Origin of the sequence: Scytonema sp. HK-05 (assembly GCF_963872035.1) — a bacterium.
Taxonomy (GTDB): domain Bacteria; phylum Cyanobacteriota; class Cyanobacteriia; order Cyanobacteriales; family Nostocaceae; genus Kalymmatonema.
The window spans coordinates 18,457-37,867 of sequence record NZ_CAWMYC010000097.1; the positions used below are offsets into that span (position 1 = coordinate 18,457).

General features: G+C 42.8%; 14 protein-coding genes. 6 read left to right on the plus strand and 8 right to left on the minus strand.

The window, feature by feature from the left end:
- Positions 1 to 59: 59 nt before the first annotated feature.
- The 3 genes from rppB to AACT52_RS41380 all read right to left on the minus strand — a co-directional run bounded on the left by rppB (position 60) and on the right by AACT52_RS41380 (position 2,710).
- Positions 60 to 1,409 (minus strand): two-component system sensor histidine kinase RppB, encoded by a 1,350-nt coding sequence (gene rppB / locus AACT52_RS15510; protein WP_073631985.1) that lies wholly within the window; start codon positions 1,407 to 1,409, stop codon positions 60 to 62.
- A 28-nt stretch (positions 1,410 to 1,437) separates the two neighbouring features.
- Positions 1,438 to 2,127 (minus strand): two-component system response regulator RppA, encoded by a 690-nt coding sequence (gene rppA / locus AACT52_RS15515; RefSeq protein ID WP_073631987.1) that lies wholly within the window; start codon positions 2,125 to 2,127, stop codon positions 1,438 to 1,440.
- Between the two features lie 460 nt (positions 2,128 to 2,587).
- Entirely contained in the window at positions 2,588 to 2,710 is a 123-nt protein-coding gene (locus AACT52_RS41380) for a hypothetical protein (RefSeq protein ID WP_198940930.1), read from the minus strand.
- 142 nt (positions 2,711 to 2,852) lie between these two features.
- Here AACT52_RS41380 and AACT52_RS15525 point away from each other — a divergent pair, with 142 nt between their 5' ends.
- From AACT52_RS15525 to AACT52_RS15545, 5 genes are all read left to right on the plus strand, one after another.
- Complete coding sequence (locus AACT52_RS15525; protein ID WP_073631989.1) at positions 2,853 to 3,176, plus strand: CU044_2847 family protein; 324 nt, start codon at positions 2,853 to 2,855, stop codon at positions 3,174 to 3,176.
- 12 nt (positions 3,177 to 3,188) lie between these two features.
- A complete protein-coding gene (locus AACT52_RS15530) occupies positions 3,189 to 4,082 on the plus strand; it encodes a trypsin-like peptidase domain-containing protein (RefSeq protein ID WP_073631991.1) in 894 nt (297 codons plus the stop codon).
- Positions 4,069 to 5,406 carry a VMAP-C domain-containing protein gene (locus AACT52_RS15535; protein ID WP_073631993.1) on the plus strand — a complete coding sequence of 446 codons (1,338 nt, stop codon included), beginning with the start codon at positions 4,069 to 4,071 and terminating at the stop codon, positions 5,404 to 5,406. Before AACT52_RS15530 ends, AACT52_RS15535 begins: the two co-directional genes overlap by 14 nt.
- Before the next feature lie 3 nt (positions 5,407 to 5,409).
- Complete coding sequence (locus AACT52_RS15540) at positions 5,410 to 6,441, plus strand: AAA family ATPase (protein WP_073631995.1); 1,032 nt, start codon at positions 5,410 to 5,412, stop codon at positions 6,439 to 6,441.
- A gap of 495 nt (positions 6,442 to 6,936) precedes the next feature.
- Positions 6,937 to 9,813 (plus strand): formylglycine-generating enzyme family protein, encoded by a 2,877-nt coding sequence (locus AACT52_RS15545; RefSeq protein WP_073631997.1) that lies wholly within the window; start codon positions 6,937 to 6,939, stop codon positions 9,811 to 9,813.
- Positions 9,814 to 10,044: 231 nt separating this feature from the next.
- Here the strand turns inward: AACT52_RS15545 and AACT52_RS15550 are convergent, their stop codons facing one another.
- Positions 10,045 to 10,749: a Uma2 family endonuclease gene (locus AACT52_RS15550; RefSeq protein WP_073631999.1), complete on the minus strand. Its 705-nt coding sequence runs from the start codon at positions 10,747 to 10,749 to the stop codon at positions 10,045 to 10,047.
- A gap of 218 nt (positions 10,750 to 10,967) precedes the next feature.
- Here AACT52_RS15550 and AACT52_RS15555 point away from each other — a divergent pair, with 218 nt between their 5' ends.
- Positions 10,968 to 11,828, plus strand: coding sequence for a formylglycine-generating enzyme family protein (locus AACT52_RS15555; protein WP_073632001.1), 861 nt, complete (start codon positions 10,968 to 10,970; stop codon positions 11,826 to 11,828).
- A gap of 203 nt (positions 11,829 to 12,031) precedes the next feature.
- Here AACT52_RS15555 and AACT52_RS15560 read toward each other — a convergent pair whose 3' ends face one another.
- From AACT52_RS15560 to AACT52_RS15575, 4 genes are all read right to left on the minus strand, one after another.
- Positions 12,032 to 13,732, minus strand: coding sequence for a sodium:solute symporter family transporter (locus AACT52_RS15560; protein WP_233153960.1), 1,701 nt, complete (start codon positions 13,730 to 13,732; stop codon positions 12,032 to 12,034).
- Positions 13,733 to 13,789: 57 nt separating this feature from the next.
- Positions 13,790 to 14,065, minus strand: a complete 276-nt coding sequence (locus tag AACT52_RS15565) for a DUF485 domain-containing protein (protein WP_073632003.1) — start codon at positions 14,063 to 14,065, stop codon at positions 13,790 to 13,792.
- 270 nt (positions 14,066 to 14,335) lie between these two features.
- Positions 14,336 to 16,897: a vWA domain-containing protein gene (locus tag AACT52_RS15570; protein ID WP_073632005.1), complete on the minus strand. Its 2,562-nt coding sequence runs from the start codon at positions 16,895 to 16,897 to the stop codon at positions 14,336 to 14,338.
- 731 nt (positions 16,898 to 17,628) lie between these two features.
- Complete coding sequence (locus AACT52_RS15575) at positions 17,629 to 19,293, minus strand: phosphatidylglycerol lysyltransferase domain-containing protein (RefSeq protein ID WP_073632007.1); 1,665 nt, start codon at positions 19,291 to 19,293, stop codon at positions 17,629 to 17,631.
- Positions 19,294 to 19,411 lie beyond the last annotated feature (118 nt).

Genomic DNA, 19,411 nt, shown 5'->3' on the forward strand with positions numbered 1-19,411 from the left:
TCACTAAAAAATGAAAAGAAAATGAAATTTATTTCTACCAAAAGATAGATGTTAGTAGATCAAGGTTGCAAGGGGAGTTTTACTGTAAACGTACTGCCTAATCCCTGCTGACTTTGTACATGAATACTGCCTTTGTATGCTTTGGCGATCGCCTGTGCAATTGCCAATCCCAATCCAGAACCCCCAGAGGTGCGCGAGCGGTCTTTATTAACTCGGTAGAAGCGGTCAAAAATTCGGCTTTGGTGTTCTCTTGCAATGCCTATTCCCGTGTCTTGCACTTGAATCAAAGCATACCGTTCACTGCGTTCTAAAAAAACAGTGACGTTTCCGCCGCAAGCTGTGGCTTGAATTGCATTCACTATTAAGTTGGAAATTAAGCGATAAAGCTGTTCTTCATTTCCTAAAACGTAGAGTTTTTCTGGCGTCTGGATTTGTGCCAACTTCACCTCAGCCTCGACTGCTAGAAAGGCAAGTTCCTCAACTAAGTCGCTAATCAAATCGTTAAGGCAGCAAGAATGATATTCTACTCTTTGTTGTTGCTGATCTAGCCTTGCCAACAGCAGCAAATCTCCCACCAATTGCGACAACCGAACATTCTGCCGCTTGAGGACTTGCAAAATTCCACTTGGCGACTGAAAACCAGACTCTGAGCCTGCTTGTCCGTGTAATCTAAAAGCAGCATCAATGGTGGAGTGCATCGCCGCTAAAGGTGTGCGAAACTCATGAGCTGCATCAGCGGTGAACTGTTCCATTTGTTTATATGAGCGATACACAGGCTGCATTGCTAAACCTGCTAACCACCAACTGCAAATGGCGATGAATATCATGATAATTGGGCATCCCAACAACAAAGTTAATCTCAAAGCTGCCAAATGCTCGTCTAGGTCTTTGAGACTTCGCCCTACTTGTATGTAACCGGAAACCTGATTCTGGGTATACAGTGGTAAAGTTATTTGATGATAGTGAATGCCCGAACGGTCTTGGGGCATTTGCCAATGCTTTGTTGGTGAGGTTAGCGGTAATTCCTCAAGATGTATACCCGCTAACGCTATAGGTTGTCCTGACCGATTTAACAACCGCATATAGTAGTTAACTGTGCCAGCTGCCTGTGCAATCTGGTTTTTAATGACTCCTGTTTGAGTCAAGCAATCTGCCTGAGTTACACACAGTTCTAAAGAAAGTTGCTTGGCAAGTTGTTGTAAGTTTTTGGGTTGTTGCAAAGCAGGTTCAATACTGTTATGCAACGCGTTTGCTACTGACTCCAGCCCCTTGTCTATAGTTTCACGATAGGCATGGGCAACCACATGATAGACTCCCAGACCAGATGCTCCCATAATGCAGCCCATAACAAGCGCGTACCAAGCCGCTAGTCGCAAGCGAGTTAAGCGGAAGAGTTCATTGCCTTCCATGTATTAGAAAAATGAAAAAATTTGGATTTTAAGCCTTGAGGCGATAGCCCACACCATAGATGGTTTCAATCAAAGATTCGCTCTCTACTTCTCCAAGTTTACGTCTAAGTAAACGAATTTGTGCAGCTACCACATTGCTAACTGGTTCTACACCAATTTCCCAAAGCTGATTGATGATTTGGTCGCGGGTGACAATTTGGTTATGATGCTTCATCAGGTATTCCAGCAATTGGAATTCTTTAATAGTTAACGAGTTGATTTGCTTGTTTCCAGTGGGGTATTGACGAATGACTTGATGAGTGCTGTAGTTTAGAGTGAGACACCCTACCTGGAAATGACGGGGTTGGAGTTGAGGAGAACGCCGTCGTAATGCCCGTAACCTTGCCAGCAGTTCTCCCATGTCAAAAGGCTTGATGAGATAGTCATCTGCGCCAGCATCAAGTCCAATAATCTTTTCTTCCAGTCGGTCTTTAGCGGTTAGCATCAACACAGGTAAAGGATTGTTTTGCTGACGTAGCCATCTACATAAGTCTAATCCTGACACTCCTGGCAGCATCCAATCAACAATCGCCAGTGTGTACTCAGTCCACTTGCTTTGCAGATATTCCCAAGCTTGAGTGCCATCGAGAAACCAGTCTACTACATACGCTTCATGGTTCAAGACTTGTTTAATTGCAGCGCCTAAATCTGGCTCATCTTCAACTAATAGCAATCGCATATCATTCCGTTTTTTCTATTACTAAAAACCCTCTATAAATAAACTTGACTTGAAAAGTGAAATTATGATGAAAATTTTATGTAACTTTGGATATAAATGCTAACTCAACACCATAAATAATGAAATTAGCATGAAATTTTTATAGCTCTTGCGACACAAATGCTGTTTCCTCCAAAAGCGTGAAGTTATTGCTATTTTCAATTCCTACACGAATGCGAGAACTAGCAATTTGAGATTTTTGCAAAATAAATCTCAAATTACTTGTTTTTTTGTTTTTCTGGCTAAAATCAGCCTACCGCATATGATTGTCACAGATAAATTGTACAGAAAAGATTTGTTGATGAAGGGGTAGTAACCTGGTTTTGTTCAATTTTGCGTGGGAGTCGCTGCTGGTGCTTGTTGTGCTTGAACGTTTTGGCTTGTGGCTGGTGCCATATTACAGCGAGCAAGAATACTGCTGCTACTGCTGGTTGTGCTGTAGGGCAGCGCTGGTAGTAATGGCAATTTCGGGCAGGCTGCTGGCGATCGCCAACAGAATTAACCCCCCAAGCGCTTCACCCAGTCCCAGACGCGATGACAACACGTCTGTGGTGTTGGACAGCTGAATGCCGGCGATCCAAATGGCAGTTGCAATTCTCGGGTTGGTAAAGCCATAAAACTATAGTAAGCTAACAACAAATGTTTAAAAACGATAGTCGTTTTTTGTTATTTTCGAGGAAGACTATATGGTAGAAAAGCAATTAGTCGAGTTTTCTTTAGAAGATGGCAGCAAGTTTTTAGTGGAAGTAGAAGAACCAGAGAATACAGCGGTTGGGAGGGTTGCTCTTCCATCTGGGCGCATGGTTGCTGAAGCAAAACAGACTTTTGAAGATGCTATAGATAGAATTAAGCCAGTTATTGCAAGTCTTACTACCAAGCTTAGAGACTTAAGCCCTGAAGAAATGGAAGTTAAGTTTGGTGTCAAGCTTAGCGCTGAGGCAGGAGCTATTTTAACCTCGGTTGGTGGAGAAGTTAATTTTGAGATTACGGTGAAGTGGAGTAAACAGTAGGGTACAGCTTCCATGTCAACCGAAAGTTACTTCCAGACGTTTAGAACAGCGATCGCTCGTATTTACCGAACTCACACCAATGGAATAACAACAGTTGTCGGTGCTGGTTTTCTGGTTGACAATCGCCATATCGTGACTTGTGCTCATGTCGTTACAGAAGCTTTGGGCATTTCCCGCAACACACAAGAACCGCCAACTGAAACCATAGAGCTTGACTTTCCCCTGATTGCGCCTGGACAAAAAGTCAAAGCAAAAGTTGTGTTTTGGCAACCTGTCAATCCACCGCAAGTAGGAGAAGATATTGCTGGATTACACTTAGAAGATGCTCCACCAACGGGGGTAAGTGGTGTACAACTCGTCACTTCATCAGACTACTGGGGACATTCGTTTCGGATATTTGGCTTTCCCCAAGGACATGATGTTGGTGTATGGGCTACAGGTGAACTACGGGATGCACAGGCTACCGAATGGATACAGATGGAAGCTATTCAAGTTCCTGGCTATCAAGTCGAACCTGGGTTCAGTGGCGCACCAGTCTGGGATGATTCATTACAGGGAGTTGCAGGAATGGCGATCGCCGCAGAGAGAAAGCGAGAAGGTGTGAAAGCGGCATTTATGATTCCGACAAAAGTGCTAGTCCAAACTTGGAGCTTGCTAAGTCAAGGTGTTCAGCAACAAGCAACAACTCCTCCTCAACCCTTGAGTCGGGTGCAAGCAATTAAAGCCAAAGAATTGAACAAACGGCTGGAAATTCTGGAAAGTGACTTTGAAGCTGTGTATAACCAATTGAATTACACTGAAAACGCGCAGACTCGCAATAACTTGCAACGACAGCTTGAAGCGATCGAGCAGGATATGAAAAAGGTTGAAGCACAGCTTAATGAATTAGGACATGGGAGAAATTAATCAACCACTTATCAAAAAGTTGTATGAAGAAAGGTTATCGAAGCTTGAGAAGGACTTAACTGACGTTTTCGCTCAGTTGAACCGCACGGAAAACGCTCAGAGTCGGAATAACTTGCAACGACAGATTGAAGAAATCGAGCAGGAGATGAATACAATTGAGCAAAAGCTAAAGAGTATCTCGCAAACTAAAGTCACTGCACATCCTCTACTTCAAATTCTGGAACCCTATGTAGATTCAACCATCACCTATATTAACAGAGCTTATCAAGCTTGCTGTCCTGAAGGTTTTAGTCAACAGCCCGATACTGTAGAAGGTATCCTGGAAATTTTACAAGATATTCGAGGAAATAATCCACAATTTGCTCCTATTGCTCGGTTTGTAGCACATTTAGTTCTTGATTTTAATATTCCTAAAGCTTTACGTGATGAACTGCAAAAATGGGGAGAAAATAACATTAAAGATTTTAATCAGCTACGAGAAGATATTCAAAAAGATAATAATTCAGACATTCAAGATGCCAATTCATATCTAGTCATTAGAGTTAAACCCAAAACAAAAAAAATAGATAGGTTCTATATCTCTGCTTGGCTAATTCCTGATATTCGTTGTTACAAACCACAAAACTATGATGGATTTCAAACACTCGATGTGTCTAAATCATCAACTAAGACTTTTACGCTTGCGGAAATACCACAAATTGTGGAATCATTATTAAATCAAAGTAGCTCATATGTTCTTAGAAACTTAACTGTGGAGTTTTTTCTGCCAAGTCAACTACTTAATCATGAAGTTGATTCTTTTATAAAAAAGGAGTTTAACTACGCAGAAACCATCGGTAAAAAATATAGAGTGTTTGTGCGTGCAAATGAGCGGCTCGAAAAAAATTATCCATATAAGGGACTTTGGTATGACAAATGGCAAAAATTGAAACAGGCATACAATTGTCAATGTAGACAAGAATTAGTGTCAAAAAACTATACTTTAGAAGTCCTTCGCAAAAAACTAGATAAAGCAATCGGTCTTATTTTCATTAAAGTCCCAGAGCCAACTAGTCATGAAAAATTTTTTTCGCTCCTTCTAATTACTGCTACCCCTATTGCTCTCTGTCTTAGAAAAGAGATAAAACTTCAAGCTGTTGTTAAAAATTCGTTACTAGACTGTTGCATTCAGGAACTTCCTGAAAAGGTTAAAGAAAAGCGTCTTGACGCACCACAAGATAAAGATGACCATATAGGACATCATCTTTCCTTAGTCTGGGAAGACCCTGAGCGTCTGACTCCTGATGCAGAATACTTTTATTCATTACCACAATCTGTGTCCTAATTTATGAATGATTGGAAAATCTTTAAGGGAGATGGAAAGCAACATGATGAGTGGAAACTTCCAGAACCACCAAGTTGGCGAAATTTCAGCAGCGATACTGACGGCGGTGCTAGTCAAAAGCAAAGACGGGGTGAGACATTCCAAGCACGTCCTGAAGAAATTGAGTTAGTTAATGCAGCTTTATATTTACGACGACCTTTATTATTGACTGGTAAACCAGGAACTGGTAAAACATCCCTAGCTTACGCAGTTGCCCATGAACTGAAGTTGGGAGAAGTGCTACACTGGTCGATTACAACTCGCACTACACTTAAGGATGGGCTTTATCGCTACGATGCGATCGGGCGGTTGCAGGATGCAAAAGGCGCAGTTCAAGATAATCTGCAAGAAATTGGTAAGTATATTGACTTAGGTCCATTGGGAACAGCTCTACTTCCCTCCGAAAAGCCCCGAATATTGCTGATTGATGAAATTGACAAAAGCGATATCGATTTACCTAATGACTTGCTGCACATATTTGAAGAAGGGGAGTTTGAAATTCCAGAACTCAGGCGGATTGTTGGCAAATTGGATGAAGTGGAAGTGCAGACAGCATATACTGATGAAACAGAAACAACTTACGAAGATGTGAAAGTAAAAATTCGCAAGGGACGGGTTCGTTGTCAAGCCTTTCCGTTTGTGATTTTAACTAGTAACGGCGAAAGAGATTTTCCACCGCCATTTTTGCGTCGTTGTCTGCGATTGAATATTAGAGAACCTAACCGGGATGAGTTAGAGCGTATTATTACAGCACATCTGAGCAAAAAAGAAGGTAAAAAGCAAGAAATTGCCAAACAAGCGGATAATCTACTCAAACAAGCAGATAGTTTGATCGCTGATTTTTTGAAGAAACGCGACAAAGGAGAGTTGGCAACCGATCAACTGCTAAATGCAATTTACTTGGTCACAAGGGAACATTTCCCAATAGGCAAGAATAGAGATGATTTTATTGACAAGTTTATATTAAAGTATTTGGATAGCTCAGAGGACTTGTAAGCAACCCCTGGATTGAATCCAGGGGCTTCAGCAAATGTTGAAGCCCTAGCTTACCAGACTCAGTACTTCGTGTACTACGTTATTGGCAAGTGCTGAAGTTCCTACCCTGGAATGCGTAGCTAGTTCCAGGCTCTAGAACCAGAAGATTAAACAGGTGTATGGGTTAAGCCAGTGTCTTCTGGATATGCCGACTAATAACATTGTCGAAGCTAACTTAACCCCTATTGGGAGGCTCTACGGAGCAAAGCATTATGCGTACAGGTGAGTCCAGTCCTGAAGGAGGGTTTCCCTCCGCAGGGAACTGGCGAACCCGTTGGGGCGAAAGATATCAGTTCGTAATTGCCCGAACGAAAGTAGATTGCAAGACTACACGGTATCGAGTAACCCCAAGGCGGTAATGGTATCTAAAGGCATTTGACGGCTAATAAATTAGCCGAGTCGTGTTTCCTCCTTGGTCTTTAGGATCAAGGTTTCCACACTCCCGAAGATTTTTAGATGATTGGGCAACTCATTGCCCGTCTGGAACAGACAGGGCTGGAACTGAATGCGGAAGAAATTGCCGATGTCCTCTGGTTAGCAAACCAGATAAAACAAGCTGCACCTGAGTCTGTTCAAACTGAGCAAGCATCTGAACAACCTATTCAACCCCCTACACCGATATCATCTACTTCAGCAAACGTTGCACAAACCCCACCTTCATCCCTTACTCCCTCTAGAGAGCAACCTGCCGTTTCTGCTTACTCGTCTGATACACTCCCTGAATCTAGTTCGTCTGACAAATCATCACCGACGCCAGAAGGACTTCCCTTTAAAGCTCCAGCTACATCTGCTCTACGAAATTCATTGGCTTTAGCCAGAGCGCTTCGTCCACTCATGCGAAAAGTCCCATCCCGAACAGAATCGGTTTTGGATGAAGAAGGTACAGCTCGACAAATTGCAGAATATCAGGTTTGGTCGCCTGTTTTGCAACCCGCACGGGAACGCTGGTTGGAGTTGGTGCTGGTAGTGGAAGAAACCCGCACAACAGTTGTTTGGCAAGAAACAATTGCAGAATTCCAAAAATTAATGGAGCGACACGGGGCATTTCGCAACGTATACACTTGGAGTTTACAGACGAAAACAGATGGAACACCCCAGCTTTTTCCGTTTCAGCAAAAAAAGCCGCAAAAAGTACAAACAAAACAACTCTCCCGTAGTCCAAAAGAGCTATTGGATGCCACAGGTAGACGATTGATATTGCTAATGAGCGACTGTATTTCACCGTTGTGGTGGCAAGGGGAAATACACAAACTCTTAGAGCTTTGGGGAAATCACGTTCCGGTTGCAGTACTGCAATTGTTGCCAGAGCAGCTGTGGGAGCGGACGGTGTTGGGATTAGGAACCGTAGTGCAATTGGGTGCGCTGGCTCCTGGTGTCCTCAATTCACAACTGATTGAAAGTGGGCTACCCATTTGGCAGGAAGAAAAACCGACAATGGCGTTGAAGTTTCCTGTGGTGACGCTAGAACCTGAGTCTTTAACAGAGTGGGCACAAGTCGTTGCGGGAGCAGGTAGCGTCCAGACGCTAGGTGTTCTATTTGAGCAAAATTGGAAAGAACTTGTCCCAAAATCTCCGTCTCCGACTCCTCAGCAACCAACAAAGCCGGACTTATTAGTTAAACGGTTTCATGCTACAGCTTCCCCTCTAGCCAGAAAATTAGCAGGCTTCATGGCGGCTGCACCTGTAAGTTTGCCTGTCATTCATCTCATTCAGCAAGAACTGTTGCCAGAATCCAGACAAATTCACTTAGCAGAGATTTTTATGAGTGGATTGCTGCAATTTGTTCAGAGTCATAAACCGAGTCAACCAGAACGCTGGCAATATAAATTTGTAGATGGAGTTCGGGAAATTTTGCTGAGTTCTGTAAGGATTACAGAAATTGATGCTGTGCTGGAAGCGGTTTCCCAATACATAGCTCGTAAGGCGGGGTTACAAATCAAGAGTTTTGCAGCATTACTGGCTCCTAACCCCAACTGGGATATCAGTACAAGACAAGAGGTTATCCCTTTTGCCAAGATTGCTATGCAGGTGTTGCGTCAACTAGGTGAAGACTATGCTGCTTTAGCAGAACAATTAGAACGAACATCTCAAGTTATTCCTGAGTTTTCCGAAGAATCTAATAATCCTCCTAAAATATTAACCTTTGAATTTGAAGTCGCAACCATCACTATCGAAGCGGAAACAGAAACTCCTCTAGGTATCAACCTGCAACCTTTTGAATTTGAAGTCGCACTTATAGAGGTTAATAAATCTGCTCAAATCAGTACAGGTAGTTTTCCCGAAATTGTGGATGAGATGGTTTTTACGAAAACAGGAAAACATCTCAATGATATTGAACGGTTGATACTACAGGGAACATTAGCCAATCAAACCTATGAGAAAATTTCAGAATCAACAAAATACTCTGCACGTCATCTGAGCAATCTAGCTCTCAAGCTATGGGAAGTTTTATCAGAAGTGCTTGGTGAAAAAGTTACCAAAAAAAATCTGCAAAATGTTCTCCAGCGATGGGCTGCTCGTCGTCATTTAACCATTCATCGTCATCGTCAGCAAGCTCAGGAGTTTATCGAAGATTTAGGGAATGGAGTGCAGCTAAAGATGGTAGCCATTCCTTCTGGAAGCTTTTTGATGGGTTCGCCAGAAGATGAACCTGAGCGGAGAAGCCGTGAAAGCCCTCAGCATACAGTAACGATTAAACCTTTCTTCCTAGGCAAATATCCAGTGACGCAGGCACAGTGGCAAGCAGTAGCCTCTCTCCCTCAAGTCAATCGCGAACTTAACCCTGAGCCATCTCGTTTTAAAGGAGAAAATCGCCCAGTTGAACGAGTTTCATGGTATGATGCTATGGAGTTTTGCGATCGCCTGTCTAAATACACTGGGAAACCCTACCGTCTGCCGAGTGAAGCCGAGTGGGAGTATGCTTGTCGTGCGGGTACGACGACTCCATTTCACTTTGGTGAAACGATAACATCTGAGTTGGCAAACTATAAGGCTGACTATACCTACGGTGCTGGTATCAAAGGGGTTTATCGTGGAGAAACAACGCCTGTAGGCAGCTTTGGTGTAGCGAATGCCTTTGGGCTATACGATATGCACGGGAATGTGTGGGAATGGTGTGCTGACCATTGGCATAGTAACTATGAAGGAGCACCCATGGACGGAAGCGCGTGGCTAGATGATACTGATAATGATTCTTGCATACTGCGGGGCGGTTCCTGGAGCAGCCTTCCTATGATCTGCCGTTCCGCGTTTCGCGCCAGCAGCAACGACCGCGACCTCCACAACGGCTCTATTGGTTTTCGTGTTGTCTGCGCGTTCGGGAGGACTCAGTAGGCCTTTATACTTTTGTTCTTTTGCCCTTTACCCTTTTTTCTTTTTCCTTGCGAGCGGAGCGAGGCGATTTTTTTTAGAGAAAGTATTAGCTCACAAAGTTTCTCAGTAAACTGCTAGGATACCAAGGCGCAAAGTTTTTTTGGTGAATGAGTGCGATGCCTCAATAATAATATCATATTTTGGGAATAGCTCAATCATCACAAACAAAATATTAGAGCTGCGGTCTGAATTTTATTTGCCAGGAAGATTATCTGGATCTACGCCCAGAGAACGTAAATACTGCGCTAATTCTTTAGCTCGCTCCCGCTCCTGCTGTACCTGTTCTGCATCTGTCAAATAGCGGTTTCCCTGCTGATCGTACCAGGATAAGAACTCCTGTTGAATACCAGCAATCACAGTTTGATGTCGCCCAATACCCAATCCTATCTCTGGCATCCATAATGGTTCACTTATCTGCAACTGATAGTTTCCATTTATCAACTTATACACTTCAAAAGGTTGATGTTGGTCGCGTCGCCAAAACTCCGGATTGTAAATCACGTAGTATAAAACACCAAGTTTTGTATAAATAGCCAGCTTCTCGTCGTATTCACCCCCTGGCGTATGGGATACCATTTCTAATGTGAGTATTGGGACAACATCATTTTCTTCCCAGACGGCGTAACTTTTGCGAGACTTACCACCTTTTTTCCGTTCCACTCCCAAACTCAAAAAAGCATCTGGCACGACAGGTACTCTCGGATTGACCCCAGTCGTATGATACACTGCCATATCCACACCAAAGAACCAATCCATGCGATTTGCCCAAATTGAATTCAACAAAAACAGTAAAACATTGGGCAAAAAATTCTGATCCTCGTTATCCACAGGAATATCGTCACAGCAAGGAAGTTCGTCAGTGCTTGGTAACGCAATTTTGAGATCGGATGGAAGCATAACCCTTGTCTCGTTAGCGTTGAGTTCTTTTATTATAGAATTCAAAGCAGACTGACAGCGCTGATTCTATAATGAGACCACAAATCGTAGGGTGGAGAGAAGTCCTGCAGGCGGGTTTCCCGCCGTAGGGAACTTCGGGGCATTGCCTGTAAAATATAATACACACTTTAGAACTTGGTGAGCAATGCCCACCTTACAGAAAACCTTTGTAAGAATCAATGGCAAAAATAGTCATTAACCGTTCAGCGCGGACAGCACAATATTTTATAGAAGACTTGGGCGATGGAGTTGAGCTAGAGATGGTGTTGATTCCTGGGGGTAGTTTTCTCATGGGTTCGCCAGAAGATGAACTTGAGCGCCGTGAATCGGAAAGCCCTCAGCATGAAGTAACCATTAGACCTTTTTGCATGGGTAAGTATCCTGTCACTCAAGCACAATGGAAGGCAGTAGCGTCTCTCCCGCAAGTTAACGGGAAACTCGACGCTGATCCATCTGAATTTAAAGGAGAAAATCGCCCCGTTGAGCAAGTTTCTTGGCATGATGCTGTTGAGTTCTGCGTTCGGCTTAGCCGCTTCGTAGAAGATCGCCTCTCCTCACACACCAAAAGACCCTACCGACTTCCGAGTGAAGCTGAATGGGAATACGCTTGTCGTGCTGGAACTACCACTCCATTTCACTTTGGTGAGACAATCACAACTGATTTAGCAAATTATCGAGGTACAGATAACGAAGAATATAAATGGTCAGGTTCCTATGGTCAAGGTTCCAAAGGGATTTACCGGGAGGAAACAACACCTGTGGGTAGCTTTGGTGTAGCGAATGCCTTTGGGCTATATGATATGCATGGTCAGGTATGGGAATGGTGTGCTGACCATTGGCACGAAAACTATGAAGGAGCACCCACAGACGGAAGTGCATGGCTAGATGATATTGATAATGATAAGCGCCTGCTGCGCGGTGGTTCTTGGAACAACAATCCTGAATTCTGCCGTTCGGCGTATCGCAGCATCTTCGTTGCGGGCAACAGGTACAACGACCTCGGTTTTCGCGTTGTGTGTGCTGCGGCGTGGATGCAGTAAGCCTTTATACTTTAAGGTATGGCTAGCTTTGTCCAGAAATTACAGCAGTTTTCATATAAATGAAGCACACGTTTGTAAGGGCGCAATGCCTTGCGCCCCTACGATTGTAGTCTAATTACCTGAAAATTGCTGTAAGTTAGAGTTTCATACCCCCTTGCTGAGGGGGTTGTCAAATATTGCATCAAAAATGAGATTACCTGAAATCAACCGTTGATACCCATATGGATGCGGTTTTCAACTTCTGCAAATTTGTCTTGTGCTTGCTGTTCGCTAGCTATTAGCGAAACAACAATACCCACTACAAACGCCAAGGGAATACTGATTAACCCTGGATTTTTCAACGGGAAGGGTGCGGAAGCATGCTTGAGGATAGTCACTTGAATAGTAGGTGAGAAGTAAATCAATATGAGAGAGGAGAGCGTACCCACCACCATACTTGCTACCGCACCGTAGGTGGTGAAGCGTCGCCACAGCATCGATAGCAGCAACGCGGGAAAATTGGCACTGGCGGCGATCGCAAATGCTAAACCCACCATATAGGCAACGTTTTGCCCCTTAAACAAAATACCCAGCAGCATCGCCAAAGCACTAAGCAGCACTGTTGCAATGCGAGCTACCCTCAGCTGTTCTGTCTCGTCAGCATGACCAGAGCGCACGACATTCACCCACAAATCGTGAGACAATGCTGCTGCACCTGAAAGCGTCAACCCCGCGACAACCGCCAAAATCGTCGCAAAGGAAACAGCGGCAATAAAGCCCAAGAAGGCATCACCCCCTAAGAATTCGGCTAACATTGGCGCTGCCATGTTACCACCAGTTCCAATTTTCTTGATCCCATCTTGACCTACAAGCACCATCGCCCCAAAGCCAAGAATGAAGGTAAGCAGGTAAAAAATGCCAATAAAAGCAGTGGCGTACGTGACTGAGGTTCGAGCTGCCTTAGCGTCGGGTACTGTGTAGAACCGCATCAAGATGTGGGGTAATCCCGCAGTACCGAACATCAGTGACATCCCCAAAGAGATAGCATCCCAGGGATCAGAAACTTGTTTACCAGGAGCTAATACACCTGCTCCATATTTCGTAGATGCGGCGGCAAATAGTGTTATGGGGTTGAACCCAAATTTTGCCAACACCAAAATTGCTAGCAAGACAGTTCCACCTAACAACAGAACAGCCTTAATAATTTGTACCCAAGTTGTGGCAATCATCCCGCCAAAAATCACATAAGCCATCATCACGCAACCGACAATGACAACGGCTAATTCATAATCAAACCCAAACAGCAGCTTGATCAGTTCGCCAGCGCCCACCATCTGGGCAATTAAGTAAAAACTAATAACTGCCAGCGTACCAATAGCAGCTGCTATTCGCACTGGAACTTGTTGCAAACGATAAGCAACCACATCGGCAAAGGTGTACTTGCCCAAATTCCGCAATGGTTCTGCAATCAAGAACATGACGATCGGCCAGCCCACCAAGAAGCCGATAGAATAAATAAGACCGTCAAAACCATTGAGTGCAACTAGTCCAGCAATGCCTAAAAAGCTAGCAGCGCTCATGAAGTCCCCAGCTAAGGCAAGCCCATTTTGAAAACCGCTGACATTACCGCCAGCGGTGTAGAAGTGAGATGTGTTTTTGGTACGCTTTGCCGCCCAGTAGGTAATGCCTAAGGAACCGCTGACAAACACCAAGAAGAAAAATATTGCCAGTGGATTGAAGTGACCGAGATTGGTAATATCGGCTTCAGCCAGTGGCAGATAACACCATAAACTATTCATATCGGTTTTAGATTTTGGATTTTGGATTTTGGCTTGGGGAGTTGTTGGTTGATAGTTGTAGAGACGCGCCATGGCGCGTCTGTACATTTGATAGTTGTAGAGACGTGCCATGGCGCGTCTGTACATTTGATAGTTGATAGTTGATAGTTTTTGGTTGTTCTACTAACCACTAACCAATCCTTTTTATCTGCGTGTAAGTTTGGCGATTTTATCGTCATAATTTTTATTTGCCCAACGCACGTAGATAAAAATTAATATCCAGGCAGAGATAATCACCAGCGCTCCTAGTAAAATACCGAGGCTAAGTCCTGGAAGTACCAGTGAACCCAATAGTGGTTTATTAAACGCAATCAGCACAATGAAGCCAAAGTAGATCAACATCATGGCTCCACTAAGTATCAGCGCTACCCGCCAGCGTTCAGCCGCCAGAGCTTGGATAGCCTTTGTACGATTATCCATGTATTGCTTTAATTGAAAAGAATAGGTCTGATTTTCTCACTGAATTTCCATACAACAAAAAAAATTTAAAATTTCTTAGTAATTGTATTTAGATTTGTAGTGATAAAAAATACTAAAAAATATTAAGCTCAAGAGATTGTATCCATGACCTATAGCAATGCTATTTGATTTGTGTGAAAGTGCCTGCGCATCGCGCATAAATCCATTGGCTCAGATTCCCGATAACTTTTACGAAGTCGGGAATCTTGTTGTTCACCTGTTCGCTGTCCCCTACTCCTCTACTCCAATGACAACCTTCTTGGTGTAATACTCAGTCTTCCCATACACACTGATAATACTCTCACCTACCTCAAAAAACGTCCCTTCTATCTCATCTTTAGAAAACTGCAAGTTTAGGTATTTTGCAGCAAGTTCCTCCGCAGTAGATGCTACGGCGTCCATCTCATCTGGCAAAAGTCCAGTAGAACCAATATAGAACACCAAAGGACAAATTTTATCGCGGTAAATTCTCTCTACATACGCCACCAATTTGCTATTCGCCGCTGTCAAAGCGTCAACCATTTCTTCTTTGCTGACAGGTTCGCCATTCGACTTATCTTGCAACACCCGTACGAGACTTTCAGCCCCAACTTCTTCAAGAATAGCTGTAACTTTACCGTTCTTTGCCAAACCAAGAAAATCATCAAAAATTGGTTTCATGAAGTCATCCACTTTTGTGATTTTTGTACGGGATGACAATTGTTTATGTCTGAAGGCAATATTTTCATTGAACGCCAGATCAAAAGAAGGTTTCTGGAAAATTTCCCCAGTTTCTTTGTCATAAAGCTGATACATCCTATCAAGGAATTTATTCGCTGAATGTAACTTGCTGAGGTTAAGTATATCTTTGCTGCCAATGTCGATTTTATAGCTAACTCTTGAATCAAGAGTACCGTTTATTAGCGCTTCCTTGATGTCGTTGTATTCGTTCGTTGTTGGAAAGTTTATGTAAAGGTTTTTTGAGATATAATGCTTCTTCAACTCTTCCAACTGTTCTGCTAAGAAGATATCTGACTCTTCTTTCAGATGAGCAGAAATAATACTAGAGAGAACTTTGATTTCTCCTAGTTCAGAAAACAAACCATCAATGTTGCTATACTGTCCATCAAAAGGCACAAGAGGTAAATGTTCTAGCTTGATAGTATATTCACTACGGAAGTCAAATTCCTCTGCTGGCGAACCATCTTTTTCCAATACACCTTTTGCCTTAAGTACATCAAAGGCTTTTTTACTGCTGATTTTGACTTTGAGTGACTTCACATTGACTTCGCCATCACTAACAATGGTGTAATTATTAAAGGTAGCCAAGTCATTCACCAGCAAACCAGCAACCTCAATGATTGGGGTTTTGTCCTCATCAGCTTTGACAAGTTTCACTTTACGGGTGATAAGCATATTGATAGTGGCGGTGTTGTGGTTAATCTCAAACGAACCCATGCCAACATAGCCACCTTTATCTATATATTCTGTTTTTAGCCAAGGTTTAATCAAGTTGCCATTTCCATCCCTGCAACCTTTAACTCTTTTTATTCCTTTTCTTTGATAATTGTTCTGCAAGTGCTGGATGTTAAGAATGATGCTATTGTTATGTTCTTCCAATATTTTGATGAGTTCTAGCAGAGAAATGCTCTCGTTCACCTTAACCTTATCTAGGATTTCATGCTCTCGCAAGATATTGGGATAGAACAGTGCAATGTCAATGTCTTGTGCAAAATCTGCGACTTGCTCATTTGTCAGCGCTTTGGCGTGTCTTTCTGTTAAAGTGGCATCAAAGGTACTAGCAATAGCATACTTGGCAGTATTCAAATTTCCTTCTACCAAATTTGCTTTGGCAAATGCATACACAGACTCATCATTTTGAGCTACAGGTACATTTAATTGCTCATAAGCTTCTTTAGTGATTTGCTTATATTTGTAAATGATAAATTTATCATCCGGCTTCAAACCAAATATTTTTAATGTTCCTGCTGTACCATTAATTTTCTTCGCACTTGTTGAAAGTAAAACTTGATAGGTATAATCAGCAGCTAAAGGTTCTTCTATTGCTGGTGCCACTGAACCACCTAACAATTTTGCAGTGCTGTAAATAGCATCATAAACTTCTCTCACATCGCCAGCTTGAATGCACAAACCAGAGACAGTGTTGGCAATTTTGGAAAGCAGCTTAAAGTCAGAAGCGTTAGAATAAGCGATGGTGTTGACAAAAACATCCATGCTTTTGAGTTCTTCACAAATCGCCTCTAAAGCTTTTGCTTCTGCCCTAGGGCTGGTATCATTTGCATAGCCGTCACTGTGCAAAGTTATGGCGGTAAGTTCTCCCTCTTGAATCAGAGATTTTGCCATCTGCATTGCTTGAGATATGCAAGTTAGATAAGTAGCCTGAATTCGTTTAATTTCTTCTACGTAGGGAGAACTTGGTTTCATCACTTCTTGAATGGGAATTCGCTGGAAGTGACACGTTACATCGCCTTTAGAAGAATAGGATATTAAAGTGATGACTAGCTGGTAGTTGATGTATTCATCAAGAGTTAAAAGCTTAATCAAAGTTTCTTTCAATGCCTGGATATCACAAGACATTGAGCCAGAACGGTCGATGATAATAATACTATGTGCTACTGCTTTTTGTGAAATATCACCCGGCTTTATTTCTAAATTTACTCTATCTACTAAATAGTAAGCTTTTTCTTTTCCAGCAAAGTTATAAAGGGTGAATTTTGTTCTAGTATTATTAGTAAATTTACTGTTGATATTTTGAGACTGGACAACGTTATTTTTCCTAGCTTTTCTTGCCATATTTACACCTAGTTTAATTAAGTTTAACCATCATGTTAATTCATGGTTTTTTGTTGCGTCACCCTCGGCAAGAAAACCTTCTTACAAACCTTAAAATTTGAGGGGAAACACGCAAAATGCCATGCAAAAAAGGTATGTCAGCTTCTTGCTTACAACGCTGATTCTTATGATGAGACACCCTACAGAAAACCGCTGTAAGGTGGCATTTCTATTATAGTATATTTGTACTAAATATAGTTCAAGTAGGCAAGGTGATCAGGTGATATCAAGTCCGGTTAAATACTTATCATTACCCTAAGAACCCCACCCCGGTAAAGCTGCGCTTTACCTCCCCTCCCCGCTTGCGGGGAGGGGATAAAGGGGTGGGGTGCAATTAACGTGGGAATCATATCAGGTTCGGTTGATTACTTATCATTACCCTAAGAACCCCACCCCGGTAAAGCTGCGCTTTACCTCCCCTCCCCGCAAGCGGGGAGGGGATAAAGGGGTGGGGTGCAATTAACGTGGGAATCATAACTAATTAGCCGGACATGATATGAGAGTTCCTTCTCACTGTAAAATTACGGCGTTGCATATTTGCGTATTGGAAAAGTTATGTCTTGCAGACACGCTGCTTTGTTGGGGGAACCTGTCTGCAAGACTTACACGCCAAACAAGCGGCTTCAAGGGTTGCAAAGGCGCTTTCCGATAAAATAAAGACTAAAGCCCTGACTAGGAACTTGATTGAGGTTTCACCCTTTGAAATAATCTAAAAGGCGATCGCCTGAATCAGCACGAACCAATGCCACAACTACGTCGGGTAAAGCCGTTAAATTGGGATAAACCAGATATCGTGATTCCCAACGCGGGTGAAACTTGTCTTTGTACGCGTGCAAGCCTTGAAAATTGTAGAACCGTTCTAAATGCTTGTAAAGATAGCGCAAGACTTTCTCTAAGCGTTGTGATTCTTGGTTCTCACCTACTCCAGCAAGGGCAGAAAGACCAATGTTAAAACCATCGTAGCCCCGTTCTTTGTAGTACTGGAACATGGAAATAAATAAAAAGTCCATCGTTCCATTTTCGATAGACTTTCGGTGTCGCATCATGTCGTTAGTCACTTCATTGAGTTGGTATTCTGACAAAATATTGGCAAAGGCTATGATGTCACCGTGGGAGGACTGCACTGTAACAATTTCGCACTCCCGCAGGTATGCTTCGTCAAACCAACCTAGAGAAAACTTCTTTTCTGAACCTTGCACCAATTGCAACCATTCATCACTCACACTTTTAAGTTGGCGTAACAAGTCATTAGAGATTGGTGGTTGGTAAAATTTGACTTCGTACCCCAGCTTAGTCATGCGATTAACTGCTGTTCTGAGGTTTTTACCCGCTTTTCCTTGTAAGGTAAAGGCTTTGAGGTCAACGATCGCTTCTTCCCCAATCTTAACTACCTGAAAGCCCCGTGACTTGTAGAGGTCAATGTCATCTGGTAAAATTTGGTAGAATGCCGGATACCAGTCGTTGCGTTGGCAAAACTGCTGAAAACTTACAAGGGCTTCTTCCCGGTCTTCAATAGGTCCAATGGGATCACCTAGGGCGATCGCACCCCGTCCTCTAGGGACATAAGCAATCACACTGCGACCAGAAGGACTAAAAAAGTAACTTTTATCACTTAGCAATGTAAATGCTGCTAAAGAAGAGCGTCCATACTTTTCTACAATATCTCTTGCTTGCTGCCGTTCTTTGAGGGTAGCAGAATTACGTTGAAAAACTGGTCTTAACAGCATGAACACTGCATAAGCAATCGTACTTGCTGCAATAATATAGATAGAATTGGCGAAATAGTCTCCAAATCGGCTCTTTGGTCGTAGTCCGGCATTATCTTCTGTAAAGAACATAGCGAAAGTTTGAGCTACGGCTTCACCCCAATTAAAATTTTCCGAAAATTTGCCATCTAACAAGTAAAATCCAATTGTCCCGTATGCCAAAGTAAACAGCAAAGCAGCAATTAACACCCGCACTCCCTGTGCGATCGAAGGAGGATCTGATTTTGCTGTGAACACATCACGCATCAAGAGTAATTGCATCAGCAGGACACCAGACAAAAGACTTTCTTCAAAGTCCAGTCCCTTGATCAAGTGGCTGAGAATAGAAATAATCAGTAAAGTAATAGTAAGCAACCAAGCAAGTCGTTTCCGACGCAACAAGTTCGCCGCAAGTGTTAGCAACACAAAGCCAGTCAGCGCAGCAAATATATGACCGCTAGCGCGAATATCAAACGGCAAAAATTGCTTTAACCAGTGATTTCGCTCATGCAGGTTAGGTGTCACTGCTGACACCAAGTTTACCACTCCGACTAAACCTGTAAGGAAAGCTGCACTCCAAAGTCCAATCCGAGTTCTTAATTCAGTATTCATTAGTCATGATTAGTTGTTGCTTGTTGGTTGTAGAGACGCGCTGAATGAAAGCGTCTCTACATTTGTTAGTGGTTAGTGGTTAGTTGTTAGTTGTTAGTTGGGAGTTGTTAACCATTAA

Bases quoted from the DNA above. Each gene is read 5' to 3' on its own strand.
- rppB (WP_073631985.1), bottom strand. From the start codon at position 1,409: ATGGAAGGCAATGAACTCTTCCGCTTAACTCGCTTGCGACTAGCGGCT.
- rppA (WP_073631987.1), bottom strand. From the start codon at position 2,127: ATGCGATTGCTATTAGTTGAAGATGAGCCAGATTTAGGCGCTGCAATT.
- AACT52_RS15525 (WP_073631989.1), top strand. From the start codon at position 2,853: ATGGTAGAAAAGCAATTAGTCGAGTTTTCTTTAGAAGATGGCAGCAAG.
- AACT52_RS15530 (WP_073631991.1), top strand. From the start codon at position 3,189: ATGTCAACCGAAAGTTACTTCCAGACGTTTAGAACAGCGATCGCTCGT.
- AACT52_RS15535 (WP_073631993.1), top strand. From the start codon at position 4,069: ATGGGAGAAATTAATCAACCACTTATCAAAAAGTTGTATGAAGAAAGG.
- AACT52_RS15540 (WP_073631995.1), top strand. From the start codon at position 5,410: ATGAATGATTGGAAAATCTTTAAGGGAGATGGAAAGCAACATGATGAG.
- AACT52_RS15545 (WP_073631997.1), top strand. From the start codon at position 6,937: ATGATTGGGCAACTCATTGCCCGTCTGGAACAGACAGGGCTGGAACTG.
- AACT52_RS15550 (WP_073631999.1), bottom strand. From the start codon at position 10,749: ATGCTTCCATCCGATCTCAAAATTGCGTTACCAAGCACTGACGAACTT.
- AACT52_RS15555 (WP_073632001.1), top strand. From the start codon at position 10,968: ATGGCAAAAATAGTCATTAACCGTTCAGCGCGGACAGCACAATATTTT.
- AACT52_RS15560 (WP_233153960.1), bottom strand. From the start codon at position 13,732: ATGTACAGACGCGCCATGGCACGTCTCTACAACTATCAAATGTACAGA.
- AACT52_RS15565 (WP_073632003.1), bottom strand. From the start codon at position 14,065: ATGGATAATCGTACAAAGGCTATCCAAGCTCTGGCGGCTGAACGCTGG.
- AACT52_RS15570 (WP_073632005.1), bottom strand. From the start codon at position 16,897: ATGGCAAGAAAAGCTAGGAAAAATAACGTTGTCCAGTCTCAAAATATC.
- AACT52_RS15575 (WP_073632007.1), bottom strand. From the start codon at position 19,293: ATGAATACTGAATTAAGAACTCGGATTGGACTTTGGAGTGCAGCTTTC.